Origin of the sequence: Thalassobaculum sp. OXR-137 (genome assembly GCF_034377285.1) — a bacterium.
Classification (GTDB): Bacteria; Pseudomonadota; Alphaproteobacteria; order Thalassobaculales; family Thalassobaculaceae; genus Thalassobaculum.
On the sequence record NZ_CP139715.1, the window covers coordinates 4,313,526 to 4,336,040 of the forward strand.

Sequence of the window (22,515 nt, forward strand, 5' to 3'; positions counted from 1 at the left end):
CGCCTTTCCGGTTTTCTCCTTCGGGAACTGCTCCCTGGGCAGGGGCCCGGCCATCCCCAGCCCGGAGGGCGGGAAACCGCGTTTAAAGAAGAAGCGCGTTCCAACGTGGATCCGGGCACAAGGCCGAGAAGTGTCCAAGGATTATTGCGCCCGCGACCGGCCACGTCCGATCCCCGGCCCTGGGCCGGGACCGGAGCACCGCGTGCCGGGCCCGCCGGATCTCATCGACGCCGCGTCTACGCCCGGCGGTCCCGGCAGGGAGCCGGGACGCCGTCCGTGCCCGTAGAGAAGCCTCACCCAAAGCCGGCGACCTGCATGTTGTCGTCGAGATCCTCGCCGGCGGGCGTCCCGCCGCCGGTATCTCCGCCGCCGCTATCGCCGTCGTTCCAGCCGTCGCCAGCGCCATCGCCGCTCTCCCCGGCGCCGGCGCCCTCGCCACCATCGGTGATCGTATCGCCGCCGGCATCCTCGCTGAGCGAGACCCAGTCCTGGCTCTGCTCCGCGCCGCCGGATTCGACCTCGGCGAACAGGGCCGCGTCCTCGTCGGCGCCGTCACCGCCATAGAGCACATCGTCGTCATTGCCGCCGATCAGCGTGTCGTCGCCGTCGCCGCCGGCGACCGTATCCCGGCCGTTCCCGGCCGACAGGGTATCGTTCCCGTCGCCGCCGACCATCTGGTCGCTGTCGTTGCTGCCGTCAAGGAAGTCGTCGCCCGCCCCGCCGGAAAGGGTGTCGGCCCCGTTGCCGCCGGACAGCGTGTCGTTACCCTCCCCGCCGTCGAGCTGGTCGGCGTCCTGGCTGCCCTCCAGCCGGTCGTTGCCGGCCCCGCCGGAAAGCGTGTCGAGGCCGTTGCCGCCGGACAGCGTGTCGTTGCCCGCCCCGCCATCCAGCCGGTCGGCGTCGTTGCTGCCCTCAAGCTTGTCGTCGCCGGCCCCGCCGGAAAGCGTGTCGAGACCGTTACCACCGGACAGCGTGTCGTTGCCCGCCCCGCCGTCCAGCCGGTCGGCGTCGTGGCTGCCCTCGAGCTTGTCGTCGCCGGCACCGCCGGAGAGCGTGTCGAGGCCGTTGCCGCCGGACAGGGTGTCGTTGCCCGCCCCACCGTCGAGCAGGTCGGCATCGTGGCTACCCTCCAACCGGTCGTTCCCGGCACCGCCGGAGAGCGTATCGAGGCCGTTGCCGCCTTTGAGAGTGTCGTCGCCCGCGCCGCCCTGGAGCGAGTCCGCCTCGTGGCTGCCGTCGAGCGAGTCGTTGCCGGCACCGCCGGACAGCGTGTCGCTGCCGTTGCCGCCGTTCAGCGTGTCGTCACCGGATCCGCCCGAGAGCAGGTCGTTGCCGTGGCTGCCGTTCAGCCGCTCGCCTTCGTTGCCGGCCTGCGGGGCCGGACCGACAGGGGCCGCACCCGAGACGATCCCGCCCCGGCCCCCGCCGCGGCCGGACGAGAAGCGCTCGCGGGCGATCTCCTCGTCGGATCCGCTACCGCCTGCGCCATTGTTCGAGGAGCCGGTGTCGACATAGTCGGCACCCCCGGACCCGTTGCCGGCTCCGTTCGGGCCCGCACCGAATCTCAGGTCCGTCGTCTCTCCGTTGGTGGAGGTCGTGACCGACGCGAAATCGCCGTCCAGGGAGAAGGCCCCGTCGCCCTGACCGTCGCCGTCGAGATCGATGCTGACCTCGGTGGTGGTCCCATTTGAGTTCAGGACGACATTGTCGCCGCCGACGCTGGCGTTGATGCGGACGACGTCCTGGGTTTCGTAGTCGGTGATCCGGTCGCCATCGGTGGCCATGAACGTGTCGCGGCCGTTGCCGCCGATCATGGTGTCCGCGCCCGACCCGCCGTCGAGATAATCGTCGTTCTCGCCGCCATAGAGCGTGTCGGCGCCGGACCCGCCGTAGAGCCGGTCGGATCCGTTGCCGCCGACCAGAAGATCGTTGCCGTCCTCCTGCGGCGCCGGCGAGTCCTCTCCCGCATCGCCGGAGAGCGTGTCGTTCCCCGCGCCCCCGGTGAGGGTATCGGCTCCGGCATCGCCGGAGACGGTGTCGTTGCCGGCACCACCGGACAGGGTGTCGCTGCCCGCATCGCCGGAGACGCTGTCGTTGCCGGCACCACCGCTCAGCGTGTCGCCGCCAGCATCGCCGGAGACGGTGTCGTTGCCCGACCCGCCGCTCAGCGTGTCGCCGCCCGCATCACCGGAGACGGTGTCGTTGCCGGCACCGCCGCTCAGCGTGTCGCCGCCCGCATCACCGGAGACGGTGTCGTTGCCAGCGCCGCCGCTCAGCGTGTCACCGCCCGCATCGCCGGACACGGTGTCGTTGCCGGCACCGCCGCTCAGCGTGTCGCCGCCCGCATCGCCGGAGACGCTGTCGTTCCCAGCGCCGCCGCTCAGCGTATCGCCGCCCGCATCGCCGGAGACGGTGTCGTTGCCGGCACCACCGGACAGGGTGTCGTCGCCCGCACCGCCGCTCAGGGTGTCCGCACCGGCACCGCCCGTCAGCGTATCGTGGGCCCCGCCGCCGCTCAGGGTATCGGCGCCGTCGCCCTCCACCGGTTCCGGCCGGTCGTCGTCGATGGCGAGATCCGCCGTGGCCGCCTCGTTGCGGGCGCCGTGCTCGTCTTCCACCACGACGCTGATGCGCGCCTCGCTGTCGCCGGACGGGGTCTCCGACAGGCTGAGCGACACCGACCGCAGGGCCTCGGTGTAGCGCGAAGGCGGGGCGTCGCCCTCGAAGGTCACGACGACGCTGCCATCCTCCTGGGTCGCCACCGAGGCGGTGATCCCGCCGATCCCGGTGCCGACCGTAACCGTGCCCGCCCCGCCCAGATTTTCGATCCTGACTTCGGCGCGGCTGATGCTGTCCTCGCGGTCGGCATCGCTGACGGTCACCTGGGACAGCAGTGCGATGCTGCCGGGACTGCCGTCGGCCGCGCCGGAGCCGACAGCGAGATCGGAGGCGTTGCGGCCGCCGCCGACGGTCGCGCCGTCGAACCCGCCGTCCTCGCCGATGGACAGGCTGACCGGCTGCACGCCGGTGACGACCGGGCCGCGGTTGAGGTCGGCGACCGCGCCGTCGACCACGAACTGGACGTCCTCGAAACTGTCGATGGTGAGGTCGAGCCCGTCGAAGCTCCGGCTGGTCTCGGAATCGGCCAGGCCGTCGCGGATGTCCTGGAAATGATCCTTCAGCGCGAACAGATCGTCGCCTGCATTCCCCTCCAGGCGATCGGAGGAGACCTCCACCCGCAGGGTGTCGCGCCCCGACCCGCCCTGATAGCTGTCGGTGCCGTTCGTATTGCGGTTGGCGTCGACATCGAAGACCCCGACGTCGTTCCCGGCGCCGAGATCCACAGTATCCGCGCCAGAGCCGCCGGCCACCGTGTCGTTGCCGTCACCGGCGAGGATCCGGTCGTTGCCGGCACCGCCGGACAACGCGTCGCGGCCGCTTCCGGCGCTGATCGTGTCGTGGCCCGATCCGCCCTCGACCTGGTTGTCGCCATTGCCCGCGCGCAGCAGGTCGTTGCCGTCGCCGCCGGACAGGGTGTCGCGGCCGGAGCCGGTGCTGACGCTGTCGTCGCCGCTGCCCGCCGCCACGCTGTTGTTGCCGTCCCCGACCCGAATCGTGTCGTCGCCCGAGCCGGCGGAGACCGTGTCCGATCCCCCCGCCGCGCTGACGAAATCATCGCCGGACCCGGCATCGATCCGGTTGGAGCCGCCGGCGCCATAGATCGTGTCGTCGCCTGACCCGGAGGAGATGACGTCGTCGTCCCGTCCGGCGCTCACATAGTTGTCGCCGTCGCCGGCATCCACCGTGTTGCGCCCGTCGCCGACGACCAGACGGTCGTCGCCCGACCCGGCCGTCACCCGGTCGGAACCGGAGCCGGCGGTCACCTCGTTGTCGCCCCTGCCGACATCGATGTCGTTGTTGCCGTTCCCGGCCCGCACCGTGTCGTCGTCCTTGCCGGCGCGGATCGTGTCCGAGCCGGTGCCCGACGAGATCAGGTTCTCGCCGTCCCCGGCGACGACGCTGTTGTTGCCGTCGCCCGCCCGGATCGTGTCATCGCCCGAGCCCGCCGAGATCGTGTCCCAGCCAGAGCCGGCCGACAGCAGGTTGTCGCCGCCCCCCGCTTCCACCCGGTTCGCGCCCTCGCCGCCATAGATCGTGTCGTCACCGCTGCCGGCAGTAATGACGTCACCGTCCCGTCCGGCGCTCACATAGTTGTCGCCATCGCCGGCAGCGACGGTATTGCGACCGTCGCCGACGACCAGACGGTCGTCGCCGGAGCCTGCCGTCACCCGGTCGGAACCGGAGCCGGCGGTCACCTCGTTGTCGCCTCGGCCGACATCGATGTCGTTGTTGCCGGACCCTGCCCGCACCGTGTCGTCGTCCTTGCCGGCGCGGATCGTATCCGAGCCGGTGCCCGACGAGATCAGGTTCTCGCCGTCCCCGGCGACGACGCTGTTGTTGCCGTCGCCCGCCCGGATCGTGTCATCGCCAGAACCCGCCGAGATCGTGTCCCAGCCGGATCCGGCGCTGACGAAGTTATCGCCCGAACCAGCCTCGACCCGGTTCGAGCCGTCGCCGCCATAGATCGTGTCGTCGCCGGACCCGGAGGAGATGACGTCGTCGTCCCGTCCGGCGCTCACATAGTTGTCGCCGTCGCCGGCATCCACCGTGTTGCGCCCGTCGCCGACCACCAGACGGTCGTCGCCGGAGCCTGCCGTCACCCGGTCGTAGCCCGAACCGGCAGTCACCTCGTTGTCGCCTCGGCCGACATCGATGTCGTTGTTGCCGTTGCCGGCCCGCACCGTGTCGTCGTCCTTGCCGGCGCGGATCGTGTCCGACCCGGTGCCGGACGAAATCAGGTTCTCGCCGTCCCCGGCGACCACGCTGTTGTTGCCGTCGCCAGCCCGGATCGTGTCGTCGCCAGAACCCGACGAGATCGTGTCGCTGCCCGAGCCAGCAGACAGCAGGTTGTCGCCGCCCCCCGCTTCCACCCGGTTCGCGCCCTCGCCGCCATAGATCGTGTCGTCACCGCTGCCGGCAGTAATGACGTCACTGTCCCGTCCGGCGCTCACATAGTTGTCGCCATCGCCGGCAGCGACGGTGTTGCGACCGTCGCCGACGATCAGCCGATCGTCCCCGGAGCCTGCCGTGACCCGGTCGGAACCGGAGCCGGCGGTCACCTCGTTATCGCCTCGGCCGACATCGATGTCGTTGTTACCATTGCCGGCCTGCACGGAATCGTCGTCGTTCCCAGTCCGCACCGTGTCGGAACCCGACCCCGCCGTGATCTGGTTCTCGCCCTGACCGGCGGAGATGACGTTGTTGCCGTCGCCTGCGCGGATCGTGTCGTCGCCCGACCCGGCAGAGATCGTGTCGCTGCCCGAGCCGACAGAGAGCAGGTTGTCACCGCCTCCAGCCTCAACCCGGTTCGAGCCATCGCCGCCGTAGATCGTGTCGTCGCCGCCCTCGGCGCTGATCACGTCGTTGTCGCGTCCGGCGCTCACAGAGTTGTCGCCGGAACCGGCATCCACCGTGTTGCGTCCGTCGCCGACAACCAGACGGTCGTCGCCCGATCCGGCCGTCACCCGGTCGGAGCCGGAGCCGGTACTGACCGTGTTATCGCCACCGCCGACATCGATGTCGTTGCTGCCGTTGCCGGCCCGCACGGAATCGTCCTCGTTGCCCGTCCGCACCGTATCGGCGCCGGAGCCTGCCGTGATCTGGTTCTCGCCCTGGCCGGCGGAGATGACATTGTTGCCGTCACCCGCGCGGATCGTGTCGTCCCCCGACCCGGCAGAGATGGTGTCGCTGCCCGAGCCGACAGAGAGCAGGTTGTCACCGCCTCCAGCCTCGACCCGGTTCGAGCCGTCGCCGCCATAGATCGTGTCGTCGCCGCTGCCGGCGCTGATCACGTCGTTGTCGCGGCCGGCGCTCACATAGTTGTTGCCGTCGCCGGCATCCACCGTGTTGCGCCCGTCGCCGACCACCAGACGGTCGTCGCCGGAGCCTGCCGTCACCCGGTCGTAGCCCGAACCGGCAGTCACCTCGTTGTCGCCCCTGCCGACATCGATGTCGTTGTTGCCGTTCCCGGCCCGCACCGTGTCGTCGTCCTTGCCGGCGCGGATCGTGTCCGAGCCGGTGCCCGACGAGATCAGGTTCTCGCCGTCCCCGGCGACGACGCTGTTGTTGCCGTCGCCCGCCCGGATCGTGTCATCGCCCGAGCCCGCCGAGATCGTGTCCCAGCCAGAGCCGGCCGACAGCAGGTTGTCGCCGCCCCCCGCTTCCACCCGGTTCGCGCCCTCGCCGCCATAGATCGTGTCGTCACCGCTGCCGGCAGTAATGACGTCACCGTCCCGTCCGGCGCTCACATAGTTGTCGCCATCGCCGGCAGCGACGGTATTGCGACCGTCGCCGACGACCAGACGGTCGTCGCCGGAGCCTGCCGTCACCCGGTCGGAACCGGAGCCGGCGGTCACCTCGTTGTCGCCTCGGCCGACATCGATGTCGTTGCTGCCATTGCCGGCCTGCACGGAATCGTCGTCGTTCCCAGTCCGCACCGTGTCGGAACCCGACCCCGCCGTGATCTGGTTCTCGCCCTGACCGGCGGAGATGACGTTGTTGCCGTCGCCTGCGCGGATCGTGTCGTCGCCCGACCCGGCAGAGATCGTGTCGCTGCCCGAGCCGACAGAGAGCAGGTTGTCACCGCCTCCAGCCTCAACCCGGTTCGAGCCATCGCCGCCGTAGATCGTGTCGTCGCCGCCCTCGGCGCTGATCACGTCGTTGTCGCGTCCGGCGCTCACAGAGTTGTCGCCGGAACCGGCATCCACCGTGTTGCGTCCGTCGCCGACAACCAGACGGTCGTCGCCCGATCCGGCCGTCACCCGGTCGTAGCCTGACCCGGCACTGACCGTGTTGTCGCCGCCGCCGACATCGATGTCGTTGCTGCCATTGCCGGCCTGCACGTAATCGTCGTCGTTGCCCGTCCGCACCGTGTCGGAACCCGATCCGGCCGTGATCTGGTTCTCGCCCTGACCGGCGGAGATGACGTTGTTACCGTCGCCAGCCCGGATCGTGTCGTCCCCCGACCCGGCGGAGATCGTGTCGCTGCCCGAGCCGGCAGACAGCAGGTTGTCGCCGCCTCCGGCCTCGACCCGGTTCGAGCCGTCGCCGCCGTAGATCGTGTCGTCGCCGCCCTCGGCGCTGATCACGTCGTTGTCGCGGCCGGCGCTCACAGAGTTGTTGCCGGAACCGGCATCCACCGTGTTGCGCCCATCGCCGACGACCAGGCGGTCGTCGCCGGAGCCTGCCGTCACCCGGTCGTAGCCCGAACCGGCACTGACCGTGTTGTCGCCGCCACCGACATCGATGTCGTTGCTGCCATTGCCGGCCTGCACGAAATCGTCGTCGTTGCCCGTCCGCACCGTGTCGGAACCGGAGCCTGCCGTGATCTGGTTCTCGCCCTGACCGGCGGAGATGACGTTGTTACCGTCGCCCGCCCGGATCGTGTCGTCGCCCGAACCCGCAGAGATCGTGTCGCTGCCCGAGCCGACCGACAGCAGGTTGTCGCCTCCCCCCGCTTCCACCCGGTTCGAGCCGTCGCCGCCATAGATCGTGTCGTCGCCGCCCTCGGCGCTGATGACGTCGTTGTCACGGCCGGCGCTCACATAGTTGTTGCCGGAACCGGCATCCACCGTGTTGCGCCCATCGCCGACGACCAGGCGGTCGTCGCCGGAGCCTGCCGTCACCCGGTCGTAGCCCGAACCGGCACTGACCGTGTTGTCGCCGCCACCGACATCGATGTCGTTGCTGCCATTGCCGGCCTGCACGAAATCGTCGTCGTTGCCCGTCCGGACCGTATCGGAGCCGGAGCCTGCCGTGATCTGGTTCTCGCCCTGACCGGCGGAGATGACGTTGTTACCGTCGCCCGCCCGGATCGTGTCGTCGCCCGAACCCGCAGAGATCGTGTCGCTGCCCGAGCCGACCGACAGCAGGTTGTCGCCTCCCCCCGCTTCCACCCGGTTCGAGCCGTCGCCGCCATAGATCGTGTCGTCGCCGCCGTCGGCAGTAATGACGTCACCGTCCCGTCCGGCGCTCACATAGTTGTCGCCGTCCCCGGCAGCGACGGTGTTGCGACCGTCGCCGACGATCAGCCGATCGTCCCCGGAGCCTGCCGTCACCCGGTCGGAACCGGAGCCACCGGTCACTTCGTTGTCGCCTCGGCCGACATCGATGTCGTTGTTGCCGTTGCCGGCCCGCACCGTGTCGTCGTCCTTGCCGGCGCGGATCGTGTCCGAGCCGGTGCCCGATGAAATCAGGTTCTCACCGTCCCCGGCGACCACGCTGTTGTTGCCGTCACCCGCCCGGATCGTGTCATCGCCAGAACCGGCGGAGATCGTGTCCCAGCCAGATCCGGCGCTGACGACGTTATCGCCCGAACCAGCCTCGACCCGGTTCGAGCCGTCGCCGCCGTAGATCGTGTCGTCGCCGCTGCCGGCAGTAATGACATCACCGTCGCGGCCGGCGCTCACATAGTTGTCGCCATCGCCGGCAGCGACGGTGTTGCGCCCGTCGCCGACGATCAGCCGATCGTCCCCGGAGCCTGCCGTCACCCGGTCGGAGCCGGAGCCGGCACTGACGGTGTTGTCGCCGCCGCCGACATTGATGTCGTTGCTGCCGTTGCCGGCCCGCACGGAATCGTCGTCGTTCCCCGTCCGCACCGTATCGGAGCCGGAGCCCGCCGTGATCTGGTTCTCGCCCTGGCCGGCGGAGATGACGTTGTTGCCGTCGCCCGCCCGGATCGTGTCGTCCCCCGACCCGGTAGAGATCGTGTCCCAACCAGATCCGGCGCTGACGAAGTTGTCCCCGGAACCAGCCTCGAACCGGTTCGAGCCCTCACCGCCATAGATCGTGTCGTCGCCGCCCTCGGCGCTGATCACGTCGTTGTCGCGTCCGGCGCTCACATAGTTGTCGCCCGAACCGGCATCCACCGTGTTGCGCCCGTCGCCGACGACCAGACGGTCATCGCCGGAGCCTGCCGTGACCCGGTCGGAACCGGAGCCGGCACTGACGGTGTTGTCGCCGCCGCCGACATTGATGTCGTTGCTGCCGTTGCCGGCCCGCACGGAATCGTCGTCATTGCCCGTCCGCACGGTGTCGGAGCCGGAGCCGGCCGTGATCTGGTTTTCGCCCTGACCGGCGGAGATGACGTTGTTACCGTCACCCGCGCGGATCGTGTCATCGCCAGAACCAGCCGAGATCGTGTCGCTGCCCGAGCCGGCGCTGACGAAGTTATCGCCGCGCCCGGCATCGACGCGGTTGTTGCCTTGACCCGCCAAGATGCGGTCGTCGCCGGCGCCGGTCTCGATTGAATCATGGCCGGCACCGCCCGTGACGGTCTCGTCCTGGGTGCCGCTGCCAGTGCCGCCGCCGGGTGTGTTATGGCCCGAGGCCGGCGTCTCGGATCCGCCCGAGGTCGTGTCCTCCCCACCAGAAGTTGTGTCCGCACCGCCGTTGGTCGTGTCCTCACCAGACGAAACGGTGTCAGCGCCGCCGGAGGTCGTGTCTTCGCCCGACGTCACCGTGTCGGCACCGCCGGAGGTCGTGTCCTCACCCGACGTCACCGTGTCAGCACCGCCGGCGGTCCTGTCCTCACCCGACGTCACCGTGTCGGCGCCGCCGGAGGTCGTGTCCTCGCCGGACGTCACCGTGTCGGCGCCGCCGGAGGTCGTGTCCTCGCCGGACGTCACCGTGTCCGCACCGCCGGAGGTGGTGTCCTCGCCGGAGGTCACCGTGTCGGCACCGCCGGAGGTCGTGTCCTCGCCCGACGTCACCGTGTCGGCGCCGCCGGAGGTCGTGTCCTCGCCCGAGGTGACCGTGTCGGCGCCGCCGGAGGTCGTGTCCTCGCCCGAGGTGACCGTGTCGGCGCCGCCGGAGGTCGTGTCCTCGCCCGAGGTGACCGTGTCGGCGCCGCCGGAGGTCGTGTCCTCGCCGGACGTCACGGTATCCGCGCCGCCGGTGGGGGGAGCGGTCGGGTCCGTGGCGGGGCCGGAGAGCGGGCTGGTGCCGGTCTCGTCGACCACGTCCTCGGTGCTGGTCCCCCGGGTGGTCGCCGCCGGCTCTGCGTCCCCGGCGGACTCTGTCGCCGACGAGGTGGTGCCGGTGGATCCCGTCTGGCCGCCGGTCTGCTGGCCTGTGGTCCCGCTGCGCGCGTTCGTACCGGTGCCGATGGCCGCATCCGTGCCCGCGTTGGTCCCGCCGATCCGGCCGTCATCCGCCGTCGAGCCGGAGTCGCCGTCGATCCGCCGGGCGGTGGTATCCCGCGCCGGCTCCCCGGTGTCCCGAGCATCCGCCTCAGAGCCGGCCGAAGCGCGTTGTTGCGGCCCAGCCTGGACGGCACCGTCGCCGCCGGCCCCGCCGCCCAGCCCATCGGATGCCGCGCCGCCGAGGACGGAGGTGGCGCCGCCTCCCGTGCCGTCGCTCGCCCCGCCATTGCCGGCCCCGGCCTCGGTGGTGCCGGGCTGCTGTGCCGGCGCCTCGCCGCTCGCGGACTCGCCGCCGTCAGGCTGCGCCCCGCCCCCGGCATCCGCCGCAGGCCGGCCCGAGGCGGTGGCCGCCAGATCGCCGGAGCCTGCAGCCCCCGAGGCTACGCCGCCGGTATCGCCGGCGCCGGTATTCTGGCCCGAATTCTGCTGTCCGCCGCTGCCGGCCGGTCCGTCGCCGGTCGGGGCGCCGCGCTCGTTGCCGCCGATCCGGCCTTCGCCGCGATCGCCGCCGCCACGTTCGCCACCGTCGCGTCCTCCGCGTGCCTGGTCGTTGCCGCCCTGGGCCTGGGACTCGCCGCTTTCGTTCTGTCGCTCGGAGTCGGAGCCGCGGCCGGTACGCCGTGCCTCGGCCTCGCGGACGCTCACATCCTCGTTCTGGACGGTGCGCCGGTCCGTCTGCTCGACGGTGGACGTGTCCGGGTTGCGCTGGGAGCCGAGATGGACGTTGCCGTCGGCCGATCGGGGATCGTCTCCCTGGCCGCCGGTGCCCGACGAGTCGCCCTCGTTCGCGCCGGGACGCTGTCCCCGCGGCGATTCCTGAGTCGAGCCGCGTTCGCCGTTGCCGGTACCCGCTTCGGCGTCCTGGTCCAGTCTATCGTCGGCCATGCTCGTCCCCCCCAAACCTGGGAGGACAGTACTGCATTTTAGATAAAATACAATCTAATTACCCGCGCCGCCGTGAGTTCTCCCACGTTCAGCAAGGATAAAGACCCCAATTCCAAGTATTCATTCATAAACGCATATATACATATGCATAAAGCGCCGCAGTCCTTCCCCGCCCGTCCACCACGGTGGCGTCCGACGCGACGCGGCCCCGTCCGGGAAGACGGGGCCGCGCAGTCCACCTCAATTCGGTGGGGATCAGAAGCGGTAGCCGACGCCCACGCCGAATACCCAGGGATTGAGGTCCGCATCGACCTTGACCGGGCCGGCGCCGAGATCGGCGGTCACCTTGGTGTCGAGGAAGACCTTCTTGACGTCGACATTCAGCGACCACGGACCGGAGATCGCGTAGTCGAAGCCGGCCTGCAGCGCGTAGCCGATGCTGTTGTCGTAGGAGATCGACTGCGCCGCCCCCGACTTCTCGTTGTAGAACAGCGTGTAGTTCAGGCCCGCGCCGATATAGGGGCTGAAGCGCTCCTTCGGCATGAAGTGATACTGCACGGTCAGGGTCGGCGGCAGCAGCCAGACCGAGCCCAGATCGACGTCCGGATTGTTCCAGGTCAGGTCGTGCTTGGTGGTCGCCGCGATCAGCTCCACGGCGATGTTGTCGGTGATGAAGTACGAGAAGTCGACTTCCGGAACGTAGTCGTTGGTCAGCTCGCCCTCGCCGGTGGCGATGTCGCTGGTGGAGGTGCTCTCGTCCGGCACCATCGCGATGCCGCGGGCGCGGATGACGAAATCGCCGGCCGACTTCGGCTTGAACTCGTCGAAGCTCTGCGCCTGGGCGCTACCGCCCGCCACCGTGAGAGCGCCCACCACCGCCGCGGTGGCCGCCATGACCGTCAGTTTCCCGGAGATACTCATGATCCGTTCTTTCCTGGTGAGACATTCGATGACGGCTACTTGCGCCTGTCCGATCTCCCCGGCTTTGACACAGATCAACAGTTCGTGATCGAAACCCCGGAAATTTTTAGGGCCGGCGTAAGAGGGTGCCGGCCGGATGGGAAAATCGGCCGCCTAAGCCGGGTCTCGGATGGAACCGACGATCCAGCGGCCCTCTGTCTGGATCTCGGCGCAAGGCCGGTAAGACGCGCAACGCCCTTTAGTACTGAACCATGAAGATCCGGGTCACGGCGATGGTGATGAGCTCCAGATAGAGGATCATCGCCGCCAGCATGCCGTAGCGCTGCACGTCGCTCATCGCCTTCGACTTACGCCGCCGGGCGGCGGTGGCGAAGCTCGACCATTTCGCGGTGACGAAGGCGATCTTCTGATGCTCGGCCGATTGCCACCATTGCAGGCTGAGGATGATCAGCACGGTCAGGACACTGCACAGCCAGACGATCACCAGCAGGTACTGGGAAAGCTGCGGATCGCTCCAGTTGGTGACCACTCCGTAGCCGGCGACGGCGATGGCCCCGGCGGTGAAGTACAGCAGCGACCGCCACATCTGCTCCTTGGCGAAGCGGATATTGTCCGAGGCGTCGCGATAGATCGCTAGGAACTCGGCATGGGTGAGGTCGTCGAGCTCGCTCGGTTCGTTGTCGACCGGATTGAACGGATCGTCCTCCGCCTCCTCCTCGACGCGATGAGTGTGCGGAGTGCCGCCCGGCTTTGGGCGCAGGTCGCGGGCCATCGGTGTTCCTCCAGCCGGTAATCAGGCGAGCCTGAGAGCCTGATTCTGCGCCGAATTTCCGCGACTTGCAAACATGACGGCCCAGCGGGCTCAGTAATCGAAGCCCGGCGCCGCCTTGATCCCCGCGTCGAAGGGATGCTTCACCTTGGTCATCTCGGTGACCAGATCGGCCGACTCGATCAGCGCTTCCGGCGCGTTTCGGCCGGTGACGATCACCGTGGTGCGTGGATGCCGGCCGGCCAGCGCGTCGACCACCTCGTCCACCGCCAGGTATTCGTAGCGCAGGGCGATGTTCAGCTCGTCCAGAACCACCAGGTCGTAGTCGCCGCCGGTGAACATCGCCTGGGCCTCGTCCCAGGCGACCCTGGCGGCGCGGATATCCTGGTCTCGGTCCTGGGTGTCCCAGGTGAAACCGTCGCCCATCCGCTTGAAGGTCAGCAGGTCGGGAAAGCGTTTGAAGAACTCGTTCTCGCCGGTCTTCCAGGTGCCCTTGATGAACTGCACCATGCCCACGGACCGGCCCCAGCCGAGCGCGCGGATGATGGTGCCGAAGGCGGCGGTCGACTTGCCCTTGCCGTCGCCCGTGTGCACGGCGAGCAGGCCGCGCTCGGCCTTCTGCTTGGTCTTCATCCGGGCGCGGTGCTCCGCCTGCACCCGCTTCATCTCGGCGCGGTGGGCCTCGGCCCGGGCGGACTCCTCGGTATCGGTCATGGGGGGCTTCCTTTTCAGTCGAAGATGAATGCGACGGCCAGGGCGGCGAGGATCAGGCCGATCCAGACCCGGCGGGCGATCTGCAGGGCGCGGGAGAGGTCGGCGGCGTCCGCCTCCGCACGGCCGGTGCCGAACCAGGCGCCGTCGACCTGCTCGGTGCCGTAGCGGCGCGGCCCGCCGAGCCGGATGCCCAGCGCCCCGGCCATGGCGGCCTCGGGCCAGCCCGCATTGGGCGACAGGTGCAGGGCCGCGTCGCGCCGGGCGGTGGTCCACGCCTCGCCCGTCCGGCCTTCCTTCAGGGCCGCCGCGCACAACAGGGCGGCGGTGATGCGGGCCGGGATCCAGTTGGCCAGATCGTCCAGCCGGGCCGCCGCCCAGCCGAAGGCGCGATACCGCTCGCTGCGGTGGCCGATCAGGCTGTCGGCGGTATTGATCGCCTTGTAGGCGACGAGTCCGGGAAACCCGGCGACGGCGAACCAGAAGACCGGGGCGACGAACCCGTCGGACAGGTTCTCCGCCAGGCTCTCGATGGCGGCGCGGGCGATGGCGGGACGGTCGAGAGAGGCGGTCTCGCGGCCGACAATCCGGCCCACCGCCTCGCGCGCCGCAGTCGTGTCCTCGGTCCCGGCCAGCGCCTTGGCCACGGCGCCCACATGGTCGAACAGGTCGCGGCCGGCCAGCAGGGTGGAGGCCAGCGCGATCGTCAGCAGCGTTCCCAATTGCCCGTCCAGGAACCGGGTGACGAGAAGGCCGCCCAAGGTCCAGGCGGAGACATAAACGGCAAGAGCAATCACCCCCATCGTCCGGCGGCGGCGGTCGGTATCTTCGGGCCGGTTCAGCCAGGTCTCCAGTTCCGTCAACCGCCGGGCCATCAGGGTGACAGGGTGGGGAATACGGTCGTAAAGCGACCGGGGATCGCCGGTGACGGCATCCAGCACCATCGCCCCGGCGACGACCAGCGCGCTCACCGGGCGGCCTCCAGCAGCGCGTCCACGTCCAGATGCGTCTCCAGCGCCTCGGCCAGCGCGTCCAGGGCCGCCTCGACCTGATCGGCGAAGCGGAGCCCCGGCGTGCCGCTCAGCCCAGCGAATTGCAGGTACTTCGCGCGGAACGCATCGTCGCCGAGCATGCCGTGCAGGTAGGATCCGACCACCAGCCCGTCGGACGACAGGATGCCTATGGTCTCGCCGTCGCGCTCCAGGAAGGTGCGCGCCAGTCCCGGCCCGGTGGTGCGGCCGGCATGGATCTCGTAGCCGGTGGCCTCGGCGTCCAGCAGGGTGCAGCGGCAGGTCGCGTTGCGCACGGTCTTGGCCGGCTCGATCACCGTCTCCACGTCGAGCAGGCCCAGCCCCGGCTCCTCGCCGGCCGGCCCTTCGATCCCCTTCGGGTCGCGCACCCAGGTGCCGAGCATCTGGTAGCCGCCGCACAGGCCGAGCACCCGGCCGCCGCGCCGCACATGGGCGCGGATGTCAATGTCCCAGCCCTGGGCCTTCAGGAAACGGAGATCGGACAGGGTCGACTTGGTCCCCGGCAGCACCACAAGCGCCGCGTCGCCCGGCAGGGCCGTGCCCGGCGGACAGAAGCGTACGTCGAAGGCCGGATCGGCGCGCAGCGGGTCGAGATCGTCGAAATTGGCGATGCGGGCGACCATCGGCACGGCGACGACGGTGCGTCCGTCCTCCCCCGCCCGGCCCTGCTCGAGCACCACCGCGTCCTCCGCCGGCAGCGCCTTGATCTGCGGCAGGAAGGGCACGACGCCGAAGCTGCGCCAGCCCGTGCGCTCGACGATCATGGCGAGGCCGTCGTCAAACAGGCGCGGGTCGCCGCGGAACAGGTTCACGATGAAGCCGGCGACCGTCTCCCGGTCGGCGGCGTCGAGCACCGCCTGGGTCCCGACCAGGGCGGCGATCACCCCGCCCCGGTTGATGTCGCCGACCAAGACCACCGGAGTGCGGGTGGGGACTGCAAAGCCCATATTGGCGATGTCGCCCCGGCGCAGGTTGGCCTCGGCCGCACTGCCCGCACCTTCCACCACGACGATATCGGCCTGGGCCTTCAAATGCTCGAAGCTCTCGATCACCGGGGCGAGCAGCGATCCGCGCGTCCCCCAATACTGCCGCGCCTCCGCCACCTCCAGCGCCCGGCCGCGCAGGACGACCTGGGAGCCGGTATCGCTGTTCGGCTTGAGCAGGACCGGGTTCATGTGGACGCTGGGCGCCACGCCGCAGGCCAGGGCCTGGAGCCACTGGGCCCGGCCGATCTCCCCTGCCCCGTCCTCGGCATCCTCGGCCACGGCGGCGTTGTTCGACATGTTCTGCGGCTTGAACGGCCGCACGGTCATGCCGCGCCGCACGAAGGCCCGGCACAGACCGGCGGTGAGCACCGACTTGCCCACATCGGAGCCGGTGCCCTGAAGCATGAGCGCCTTACCGGTCATCGTCCGGCCATCCAGGAGCGCTGCACGATCCAGATGAAGACCGGCGCGCCGATCAGGGCGGTGACCACGCCGAGCTGGAGCCGTTCGCCGCCGGTCGGGATGCGGGTGAGCAGGTCGGCCACGGTGATCAGGACGGCGCCGCCCAGGGCGCTCGCGACCAGCACCCGGCCGGGCCGGTAACCGACGAAGGGCCGGACCATGTGCGGGACGACCAGACCGACGAAGCCGACGGCGCCGCAGACCGCCACCATCGCCCCCACCGAGGCCGACACGCCGAGCACCACCCGCCAGCGCAGACGGGCGACGTCGATTCCCAGGGAGCGGGTGGTCTCCTCGCCCAGGCTCAGCGCGTCCAGGCCGCGCCCGATGGTCGCCATGGCGGCCCAGCCGATGAGAACGAAGGGGGTGGCGATCGCGAGGTCAGTGGTCGTGCGGTTCTCCAGGGAGCCGAGCAGCCACAGGATCATGTCGCGCAGGGTGATCGGGTCGGGCGCCAGGTTGAAGGCGAGCGAGGTCAGGGCAGTCGCCAGGCTGGAAATGCCGATGCCGGTCAGGATCAGCACCAGCAGGCTGTCGTTGCGCGCCGCCACGGCGAAGAGCAGCACCGTCGCCACCGCCGCGCCGGCGATGGCCGCCATCGGCACCAGCAGGACCGACACCGCCGCGAGGCCGAAGCCGATCGCCACCACCGCGCCGAACCCGGCCGCCGCCGTCACGCCGATCACGCCGGGATCGGCCAGCGGGTTGCGCAGAAGGCCCTGCAGGGCGGCACCGGAAAAGCCCAACACCGCGCCCAGCAGGATACCGAGCACCACCCTGGGCAGGCGCAGTTCGAAGACGATGATGCGTTCCACCTCGGCGCCGCCGCCGCCCAGGACGAAGAGCACATCGGCCGGTGCAAGCGGCGCCGCGCCGATGCACAGGGACACCAGCGCCACGGCCACCAGCACCACGGCCAGCACCGGCAGCAGGACCCTGTCGCCGATTTCGACCGACCGGGCGCTCATCGCGTCCCGTCCAGGGTGGCGCGGATATATTCGGCGGCATCGACGGAGAACAGCCCGCTGCAGGACAGGAACCGGCCCGGCACCGGCACCGTGCGCACTTCGCCCATCATCGCGGCCAGACGCGGGTGGCGGGCCGGCGACCAGGAGGACCGGGCCACGTCGCGGTCGTCGAAGAAGCTGCCGATGAAGACGTCCGGCGGGTTCATCACCAGTTCCTCAAGCGACAGCGTGCGCCAGCCGCGATAGCCGAGCTCGGCCGCCATGTTCTCCAACCCGGCAAGGCGGATCATCCCGTCGATATCCGTGCCGGTCCCGCCGGTGGTCCCGCTCGGCGTCAGATAGAGGGCGCGCAGACCCAGACGCGGCTTGGCCTCCAGGGCGGCCATGCGGTCGCGCTGGTCGGCGATCAGGCGCGCGGCCTCCTCCGTCCGGCCCAGCGCCGCCGCCACCTTGGTCAGATTGGCGAAGATGGTCTCGCTGTCATGGCCGTAGACGATGTTCACCGTGTCGACCCCGGTGCGGTCCAGCATCGACACCAGACGCTGGTTGCCGCCCCAGAAGCGTACCACCAGATCCGGCGCGGCGAAGAGGACCGCTTCGGACACCGGCTCGATCACCGGCACGCCGGCGGCACGGTCACGGTGATAGGAGAAGGCCTGGCGGGCGCGGGGCGACACCCCGTGGATCTGCGCCCGGTCGGCCAGAGCCAGCACATACTGGTCGGCGCAGTAGTCGATGGACACCACGGCAGGCTCGGACGGCGCCGCCACAGCCGGTCCCGCCAGAAGCAGGCCGGCCAACAGGACAAGCGCCGTCCGTCCCATCGCGGCTAGCGCCGGTAGGTCAGGCGCAGGAAGCCCGCCCGGCCCTGCTGGTTGTAGAAGGACGCCGTCTTGTAGTCCTCGTCGAAGATGTTGGAGAGGGTGAAACCCACGCCCCAGTTCTCCGTCGCATCCCAGCTCGCCCGCAGATCGACCGTCGTGTAGGCGTCCAGCGTCCGGGTGTTGGCAAGGTCGTCGTAGCGCTCGCTCTCGTGGTGCACGTCGCCCCCCACCGCGAACTCGCCGAAGCCCAGGCCGAGCCCGCCGAGCTCGCGGTCAACGGACAGGGTGTAGACCTGCTCGGCCCGGCGCGGCAGCAGGTTGCCGTCGTTCGCCCCGCCGGAAGCGTTCACCGGATCGAGGAAGGTGGCGCCGGCGGAGAGCAGGAAGCCCGCCACCTCGCCCGACACGGTCAGCTCGAGGCCGGTGATCCGCGCCTTGTCCACGTTCGCCGGGGCGAAGATCGAGCTGTCGTAGGCGATCAGGTCGTCGATCTCGGTATGGAAGAGGTTGGCCCCCAGCTCGAAGCCGCCGACCGTCGCCGCGAGGCCGATCTCCGCACTCTCGGACATTTCCGGATCCAGGTCCGCGTTGCCGAAACCCGGATAGTACAGCTCGTTGAAGGACGGCGCCTTGAACGCGGTGCCGTAGGAGGCGGTGGCCCGCAGGTTGTCGGTGATGCGGTAGCCGTAGGCGGCACCGCCCGTCAGGTAGCCGCCGAACTGCTCGTTTTCGTCCACGCGGCCGCTGAGCTGCACCGTGTGGCGACCGAACTCGGCCCGGTGCTGGGCGAAGACGCCGGTATTGTCGCGGCTGTCCTCCACATACCCGGTGTCGCTGTCGACCTGATCGCGCTGGAAATCCACGCCCAGGGTCGTGACGTGATCCTGCAACAGGTACAGATCGTTCTGCAAAGACAAGACGTTGCGTTCTGTTTTGAACGTCGACTGATAGGTGCCGTCGAAGAAATTGTCGCTGTCGTCCACCGTATGACCCGCCGAGGCGGTCACGTCCCAATAGTCGGTCGGAGACGCCAGGGCACGCAGCCCGAGAACGTAGTTCACCGATTCCGACTCGTTCGAGGCCGATCCGTCGTATTCGTTTTCACTCGTCGCATAAAGACCGGTCGCTTCCACCTTGATACCATTGGAGAAAGCGTAGTCCAGTCCGCCCGTCACCGAGCTGCGCTCGAAGCCGTCCTTGTCGGGCTGGTTGGCGAAGCAGCCGCCGCCGGGGATGGCCGTGCCATTGCCGCAGGAGTTGATCCCGTCGGTGCGGATGTAATTCGTGCTCGCCGAAAACCCGATGCCGGAGGCCCGGCCGGAGAAGCCGGCGGTGCCCTCCATCGTGTCGTTGCTGCCGTAGCCGACGCTGGCATGGGCGTGGGTGGCGTCCGTCGGCTTGCGGGTGAAGATCTGGATGATGCCGCCCAGCGCCTCCGAGCCATAGAGATGCGAGCGCGGACCGCGCACCACCTCGATCCGCTCCACGTCGTCGATCGACAGGCTCTCGAAGTTGAACGTGCCGAGCGTGGCCGAGCCGACCTTCACGCCGTTGATCAAGACCAGGACATGGTCGCTCTCGGTGCCGCGCAGGAAGACCGAGGTCGCCTTGCCCACGCCGCCGTTGTTGCTCAGGGTCAGGCCCGGCACCTGACGCAGAGCGTCCGGCACGGACCGGATCTGCCGGCGCTCGATTTCGGCGCGGGTGACGACGCTGACCGGGGCCAGGGTCTCGTCGGCCGTCTCGGCGATGCGCGAGGCGGTGACAACGACCTCGTTTGAGGTGGCGACGGTGGCGCGCTCGCCGGCCGCGAGCTGTTGCGCCTTAGCCTGCTGGGCCTGGACCGGCAGCGCACCGGCGGCCACCAGCGCGGCGATCAGCGCTGCCCCCCTCAGGGATCGGCCCGATATCGGGCGGTTCTGGAAAGTCATGGCATTCTCCTCGTCCGGCGCACACCCGCGCGGCGTTGCTAAAGAGACATCGAGGAGCTGGACGGACGGGGGACGGCCACGGGTCATGCGCCACGGCCGACCCCGATCATCGCGCCCCGCGATATCGAGGTTTCACGCCGTGGCCGGTCTCCGGACTTGCGAGGCCGGGCCCAGGGGCCCCGATCCGACCGCGCCTTCCCATGCCAGGCGGCACAGTGGCGTCTTGCGGCGGATCAACCTCGCCTACCGTTGCGGGGGCAGTGCCGGAGTCTGACCGGCTTCCCGTTTCATCCCGACCCCAGATCATGGGTCGGGACACCACATGCGATTGACGGCCGGACGCTACGGTCGGGGGGTGGGCCTGTCAATCTTCCCTTTCAGCCCTTAGGGTTACTGGGAACCATGCGTCCTGAAGACCACCGGAACCCGGAAGCCTCTGATGACAGTCCAGATCAAGATCCAATCCGCCGTCGTCGGCCTGCTGGCGCTTCTCCTGGCCCTGGCGGCGCCCGCCGTGGCGCAGACGCCGGATCCGGAGGCCGTCGTCGAGGCGTTTCTGGCGGCTCGCGGCGACGGGCACGCCTGGGTGGAGGAAACCGAGGTTCCCACCCTCAACGCCAAGGGTGCTGCCGTCGTCCGGGTCCTGGAACGGGCCGAGCGTCAGGGCCTGCGCCCGTCCGACTACACCCTGCCCGCGGTCGACACGCCGGATGCCCTGGACCGGGAGGTCGGCCGGGCCCTGCTGCGCTACCTGACCGACCTGCAGGCCGGACGCATCGCCCCGAAGAAGGCCGACCCCGACCTGTACGTGTTCCGGCGCGAGGTCGACGGTCTCGCCCTTCTGGAGGCGGTGCACGCCGCGCCGGAGACCGCCAAGGCGATGGCCGATCTGGCGCCGGGCAATCCGATCTACCGTCGCCTGCGCCGTCTGCTGCTGGACTACCGGGCGCTGGCCAAGGCCGGCGGCTGGCCCGCGGTACCGGAGGGGCCGACCCTGAAGCCCGGCATGACCGACCCGCGTGTCTCCGCCGTCCGTCACCGGTTGGCCGCCACGGCGGACCTCACCCCGGTCCCAGGCGCCTCCGATCTGTACGACCCGGCCCTGGAAAGCGCGGTGCGCCAGTTCCAGCGCCGCCACGGGCTCGATTCGGACGGCGCGGTCGGCGCCAAGACCGTGGCCGCCATGAACGTCCCGGTGGAGAACAGGATCCGGCAGATCGTCCTGAACATGGAACGGTTCCGCTGGATGCCGGACGATTTCGGCGACGACCACGTCTTCGTCAACATGGCCGGGTTCGAGCTCGACTATGTGGTCGGCGGGGTCTCCCGGCTGACCATGCGGGTGATCATCGGCCGCCCCTATCGCGAGACGCCGATCTTCAGCGACCGGATCCGATATCTGGAGTTCAACCCGACCTGGAGCGTGCCGGCGAAGATCGCGGCCGAGGATCTGCTGCCGAAGATCAAGAAGGACCCGAGCTACCTGACCTCCGGCGGCTACGAGCTCTATGCCGGCTATCAGAACGACGCGCCGCGGATCGATCCGGCGACGGTGAACTGGTCCTCGATCCCGAAGGGCCGGTTCCCTTATCGCCTGCGCCAGGCGCCGGGGGAGAAGAACGCGCTCGGCCAGGTGAAGTTCATGTTCCCCAACCAGTTCGACGTCTACCTGCACGACACGCCGGCGCGCGACCTCTTCGCCAAGTCGGTGCGCAATTTCAGTTCCGGCTGCATCCGGCTGCAGAAGCCGATCACACTGTCGGAGGTGATGCTGGCGGCGGACGGCCAGGACCCCGCACAGGTCCGCAAGATCCTCGACAGCAAGAAGACGACACGGGTCAACCTGAAGACCCCCGTGGCCGTCCATCTGACCTATCTGACGGCCTGGATCGGCGAGGGTGGGACGGCCGAATTCCGCGACGATATCTACGGGCGGGACCCCCTCCTGGCCAAGGCCCTGGGTTTGCGCTGACGCCGACAAAAACGCTTGCACGGAGTCGCAAACCGAAGGAAAGAGGTTTTCTCGCGCCACGGCGCCTCGGAGACCATCGGACATGACGGAACACTTCGCTTCCTCGCCCCGACGCCGGGTTACGCGGCGGGCGGCCCTGGGCGCTTTGGCGCTTCTGATGACCGGCGGCACGCCGGCGCGCTCGGCCATTGTCGCCGCCCATGACACCCGCAAGCTGAAGATCGAGCACCTGCATACCGACGAGCGGCTCGACATCACCTATTTCCGGAACGGCCGATACGACACCGAGGCTCTGCGGAAGATCAGCTACATCCTGCGCGACCACCACGACGGGTCGGTCCACGCGATCGACCCCCGGGTGCTGGACTATCTCCACGACCTGTCGGTCCGGCTGGGCATCACCCAGCGCATCGGCATCATCTGCGGCTACCGCTCGGCCAAGACCAACGAGGCGCTGCGCGCCAGCACGTCGGGCGTGGCCAAGCGCAGCCTCCACATGCAGGGCATGGCCCTGGACATCCGCGTGCCGGGGATGCGGGTGAGCACCGTCGGCAAGGCGGCGATCGCCATGAACCGCGGCGGCGTCGGGCTCTATTCCCGGTCCAATTTCGTCCATATCGACTGCGGCGCGCCGAGGACTTGGGGGGCGTAACAGCCCCTCCTCACCCCGCCTGTCCGGGCTTTCCCGGCACGGCGACGATCGGGCGACGTTGCGCAATGGCGCATCTCCTCGGCCGCGAGACTGCGGGGTTCGATTTCGAACCCGCGCAGGCGGCCGGGGCCGAGCCGTCAA

11 protein-coding genes and 1 riboswitch are annotated in these 22,515 nt (G+C 69.5%); of the genes, 2 read left to right on the top strand and 9 right to left on the bottom strand.

Going from position 1 to position 22,515, the window contains the following annotated elements; all coding sequences use genetic code 11:
- Window positions 1–293: 293 nt before the first annotated feature.
- The 9 genes from T8K17_RS20135 to T8K17_RS20175 form a co-directional block, all read right to left on the bottom strand.
- Window positions 294–11,147 (bottom strand): hypothetical protein, encoded by a 10,854-nt coding sequence (locus T8K17_RS20135; RefSeq protein WP_322331517.1) that lies wholly within the window; start codon window positions 11,145–11,147, stop codon window positions 294–296.
- A 255-nt stretch (window positions 11,148–11,402) separates the two neighbouring features.
- Complete coding sequence (locus T8K17_RS20140; protein ID WP_322331518.1) at window positions 11,403–12,068, bottom strand: OmpW family protein; 666 nt, start codon at window positions 12,066–12,068, stop codon at window positions 11,403–11,405.
- Between the two features lie 238 nt (window positions 12,069–12,306).
- Entirely contained in the window at window positions 12,307–12,840 is a 534-nt protein-coding gene (locus T8K17_RS20145) for a hypothetical protein (protein WP_322331519.1), read from the bottom strand.
- A gap of 90 nt (window positions 12,841–12,930) precedes the next feature.
- Entirely contained in the window at window positions 12,931–13,551 is a 621-nt protein-coding gene (gene cobO / locus T8K17_RS20150) for a cob(I)yrinic acid a,c-diamide adenosyltransferase (protein ID WP_322331520.1), read from the bottom strand.
- A 14-nt stretch (window positions 13,552–13,565) separates the two neighbouring features.
- On the bottom strand, window positions 13,566–14,519 hold the full coding sequence (cbiB, locus tag T8K17_RS20155; protein ID WP_322331521.1) for an adenosylcobinamide-phosphate synthase CbiB: 954 nt from the start codon (window positions 14,517–14,519) through the stop codon (window positions 13,566–13,568).
- Window positions 14,516–15,988 (bottom strand): cobyric acid synthase, encoded by a 1,473-nt coding sequence (locus tag T8K17_RS20160; RefSeq protein ID WP_322331522.1) that lies wholly within the window; start codon window positions 15,986–15,988, stop codon window positions 14,516–14,518. Before T8K17_RS20160 ends, cbiB begins: the two co-directional genes overlap by 4 nt.
- On the bottom strand, window positions 15,985–16,995 hold the full coding sequence (locus T8K17_RS20165) for an iron ABC transporter permease (protein ID WP_322331523.1): 1,011 nt from the start codon (window positions 16,993–16,995) through the stop codon (window positions 15,985–15,987). The genes T8K17_RS20160 and T8K17_RS20165 overlap by 4 nt, the downstream gene beginning before the upstream one ends.
- On the bottom strand, window positions 16,992–17,795 hold the full coding sequence (locus T8K17_RS20170) for an ABC transporter substrate-binding protein (RefSeq protein WP_322331524.1): 804 nt from the start codon (window positions 17,793–17,795) through the stop codon (window positions 16,992–16,994). The genes T8K17_RS20165 and T8K17_RS20170 overlap by 4 nt, the downstream gene beginning before the upstream one ends.
- Before the next feature lie 29 nt (window positions 17,796–17,824).
- Window positions 17,825–19,750, bottom strand: coding sequence for a TonB-dependent receptor domain-containing protein (locus tag T8K17_RS20175; protein WP_322331525.1), 1,926 nt, complete (start codon window positions 19,748–19,750; stop codon window positions 17,825–17,827).
- Window positions 19,751–19,873: 123 nt separating this feature from the next.
- Window positions 19,874–20,088: riboswitch (cobalamin riboswitch) on the bottom strand.
- A 101-nt stretch (window positions 20,089–20,189) separates the two neighbouring features.
- Between T8K17_RS20175 and T8K17_RS20180 the strand changes: the two genes are divergently transcribed.
- Both T8K17_RS20180 and T8K17_RS20185 read left to right on the top strand, forming a co-directional pair.
- On the top strand, window positions 20,190–21,722 hold the full coding sequence (locus tag T8K17_RS20180; protein WP_322331526.1) for a L,D-transpeptidase family protein: 1,533 nt from the start codon (window positions 20,190–20,192) through the stop codon (window positions 21,720–21,722).
- Between the two features lie 82 nt (window positions 21,723–21,804).
- The gene (locus tag T8K17_RS20185; protein ID WP_322331527.1) at window positions 21,805–22,374 is read left to right on the top strand and encodes a DUF882 domain-containing protein; all 570 of its coding nucleotides are present in this window, start codon (window positions 21,805–21,807) and stop codon (window positions 22,372–22,374) included.
- Window positions 22,375–22,515 lie beyond the last annotated feature (141 nt).

What these genes read in the sequence shown, in the direction of transcription:
- T8K17_RS20135 (WP_322331517.1), bottom strand. Translation starts at nt 11,147, where the DNA reads ATGGCCGACGATAGACTGGACCAGGACGCCGAAGCGGGTACCGGCAAC.
- T8K17_RS20140 (WP_322331518.1), bottom strand. Translation starts at nt 12,068, where the DNA reads ATGAGTATCTCCGGGAAACTGACGGTCATGGCGGCCACCGCGGCGGTG.
- T8K17_RS20145 (WP_322331519.1), bottom strand. Translation starts at nt 12,840, where the DNA reads ATGGCCCGCGACCTGCGCCCAAAGCCGGGCGGCACTCCGCACACTCAT.
- cobO (WP_322331520.1), bottom strand. Translation starts at nt 13,551, where the DNA reads ATGACCGATACCGAGGAGTCCGCCCGGGCCGAGGCCCACCGCGCCGAG.
- T8K17_RS20160 (WP_322331522.1), bottom strand. Translation starts at nt 15,988, where the DNA reads ATGACCGGTAAGGCGCTCATGCTTCAGGGCACCGGCTCCGATGTGGGC.
- T8K17_RS20165 (WP_322331523.1), bottom strand. Translation starts at nt 16,995, where the DNA reads ATGAGCGCCCGGTCGGTCGAAATCGGCGACAGGGTCCTGCTGCCGGTG.
- T8K17_RS20175 (WP_322331525.1), bottom strand. Translation starts at nt 19,750, where the DNA reads ATGACTTTCCAGAACCGCCCGATATCGGGCCGATCCCTGAGGGGGGCA.
- T8K17_RS20180 (WP_322331526.1), top strand. Translation starts at nt 20,190, where the DNA reads ATGACAGTCCAGATCAAGATCCAATCCGCCGTCGTCGGCCTGCTGGCG.
- T8K17_RS20185 (WP_322331527.1), top strand. Translation starts at nt 21,805, where the DNA reads ATGACGGAACACTTCGCTTCCTCGCCCCGACGCCGGGTTACGCGGCGG.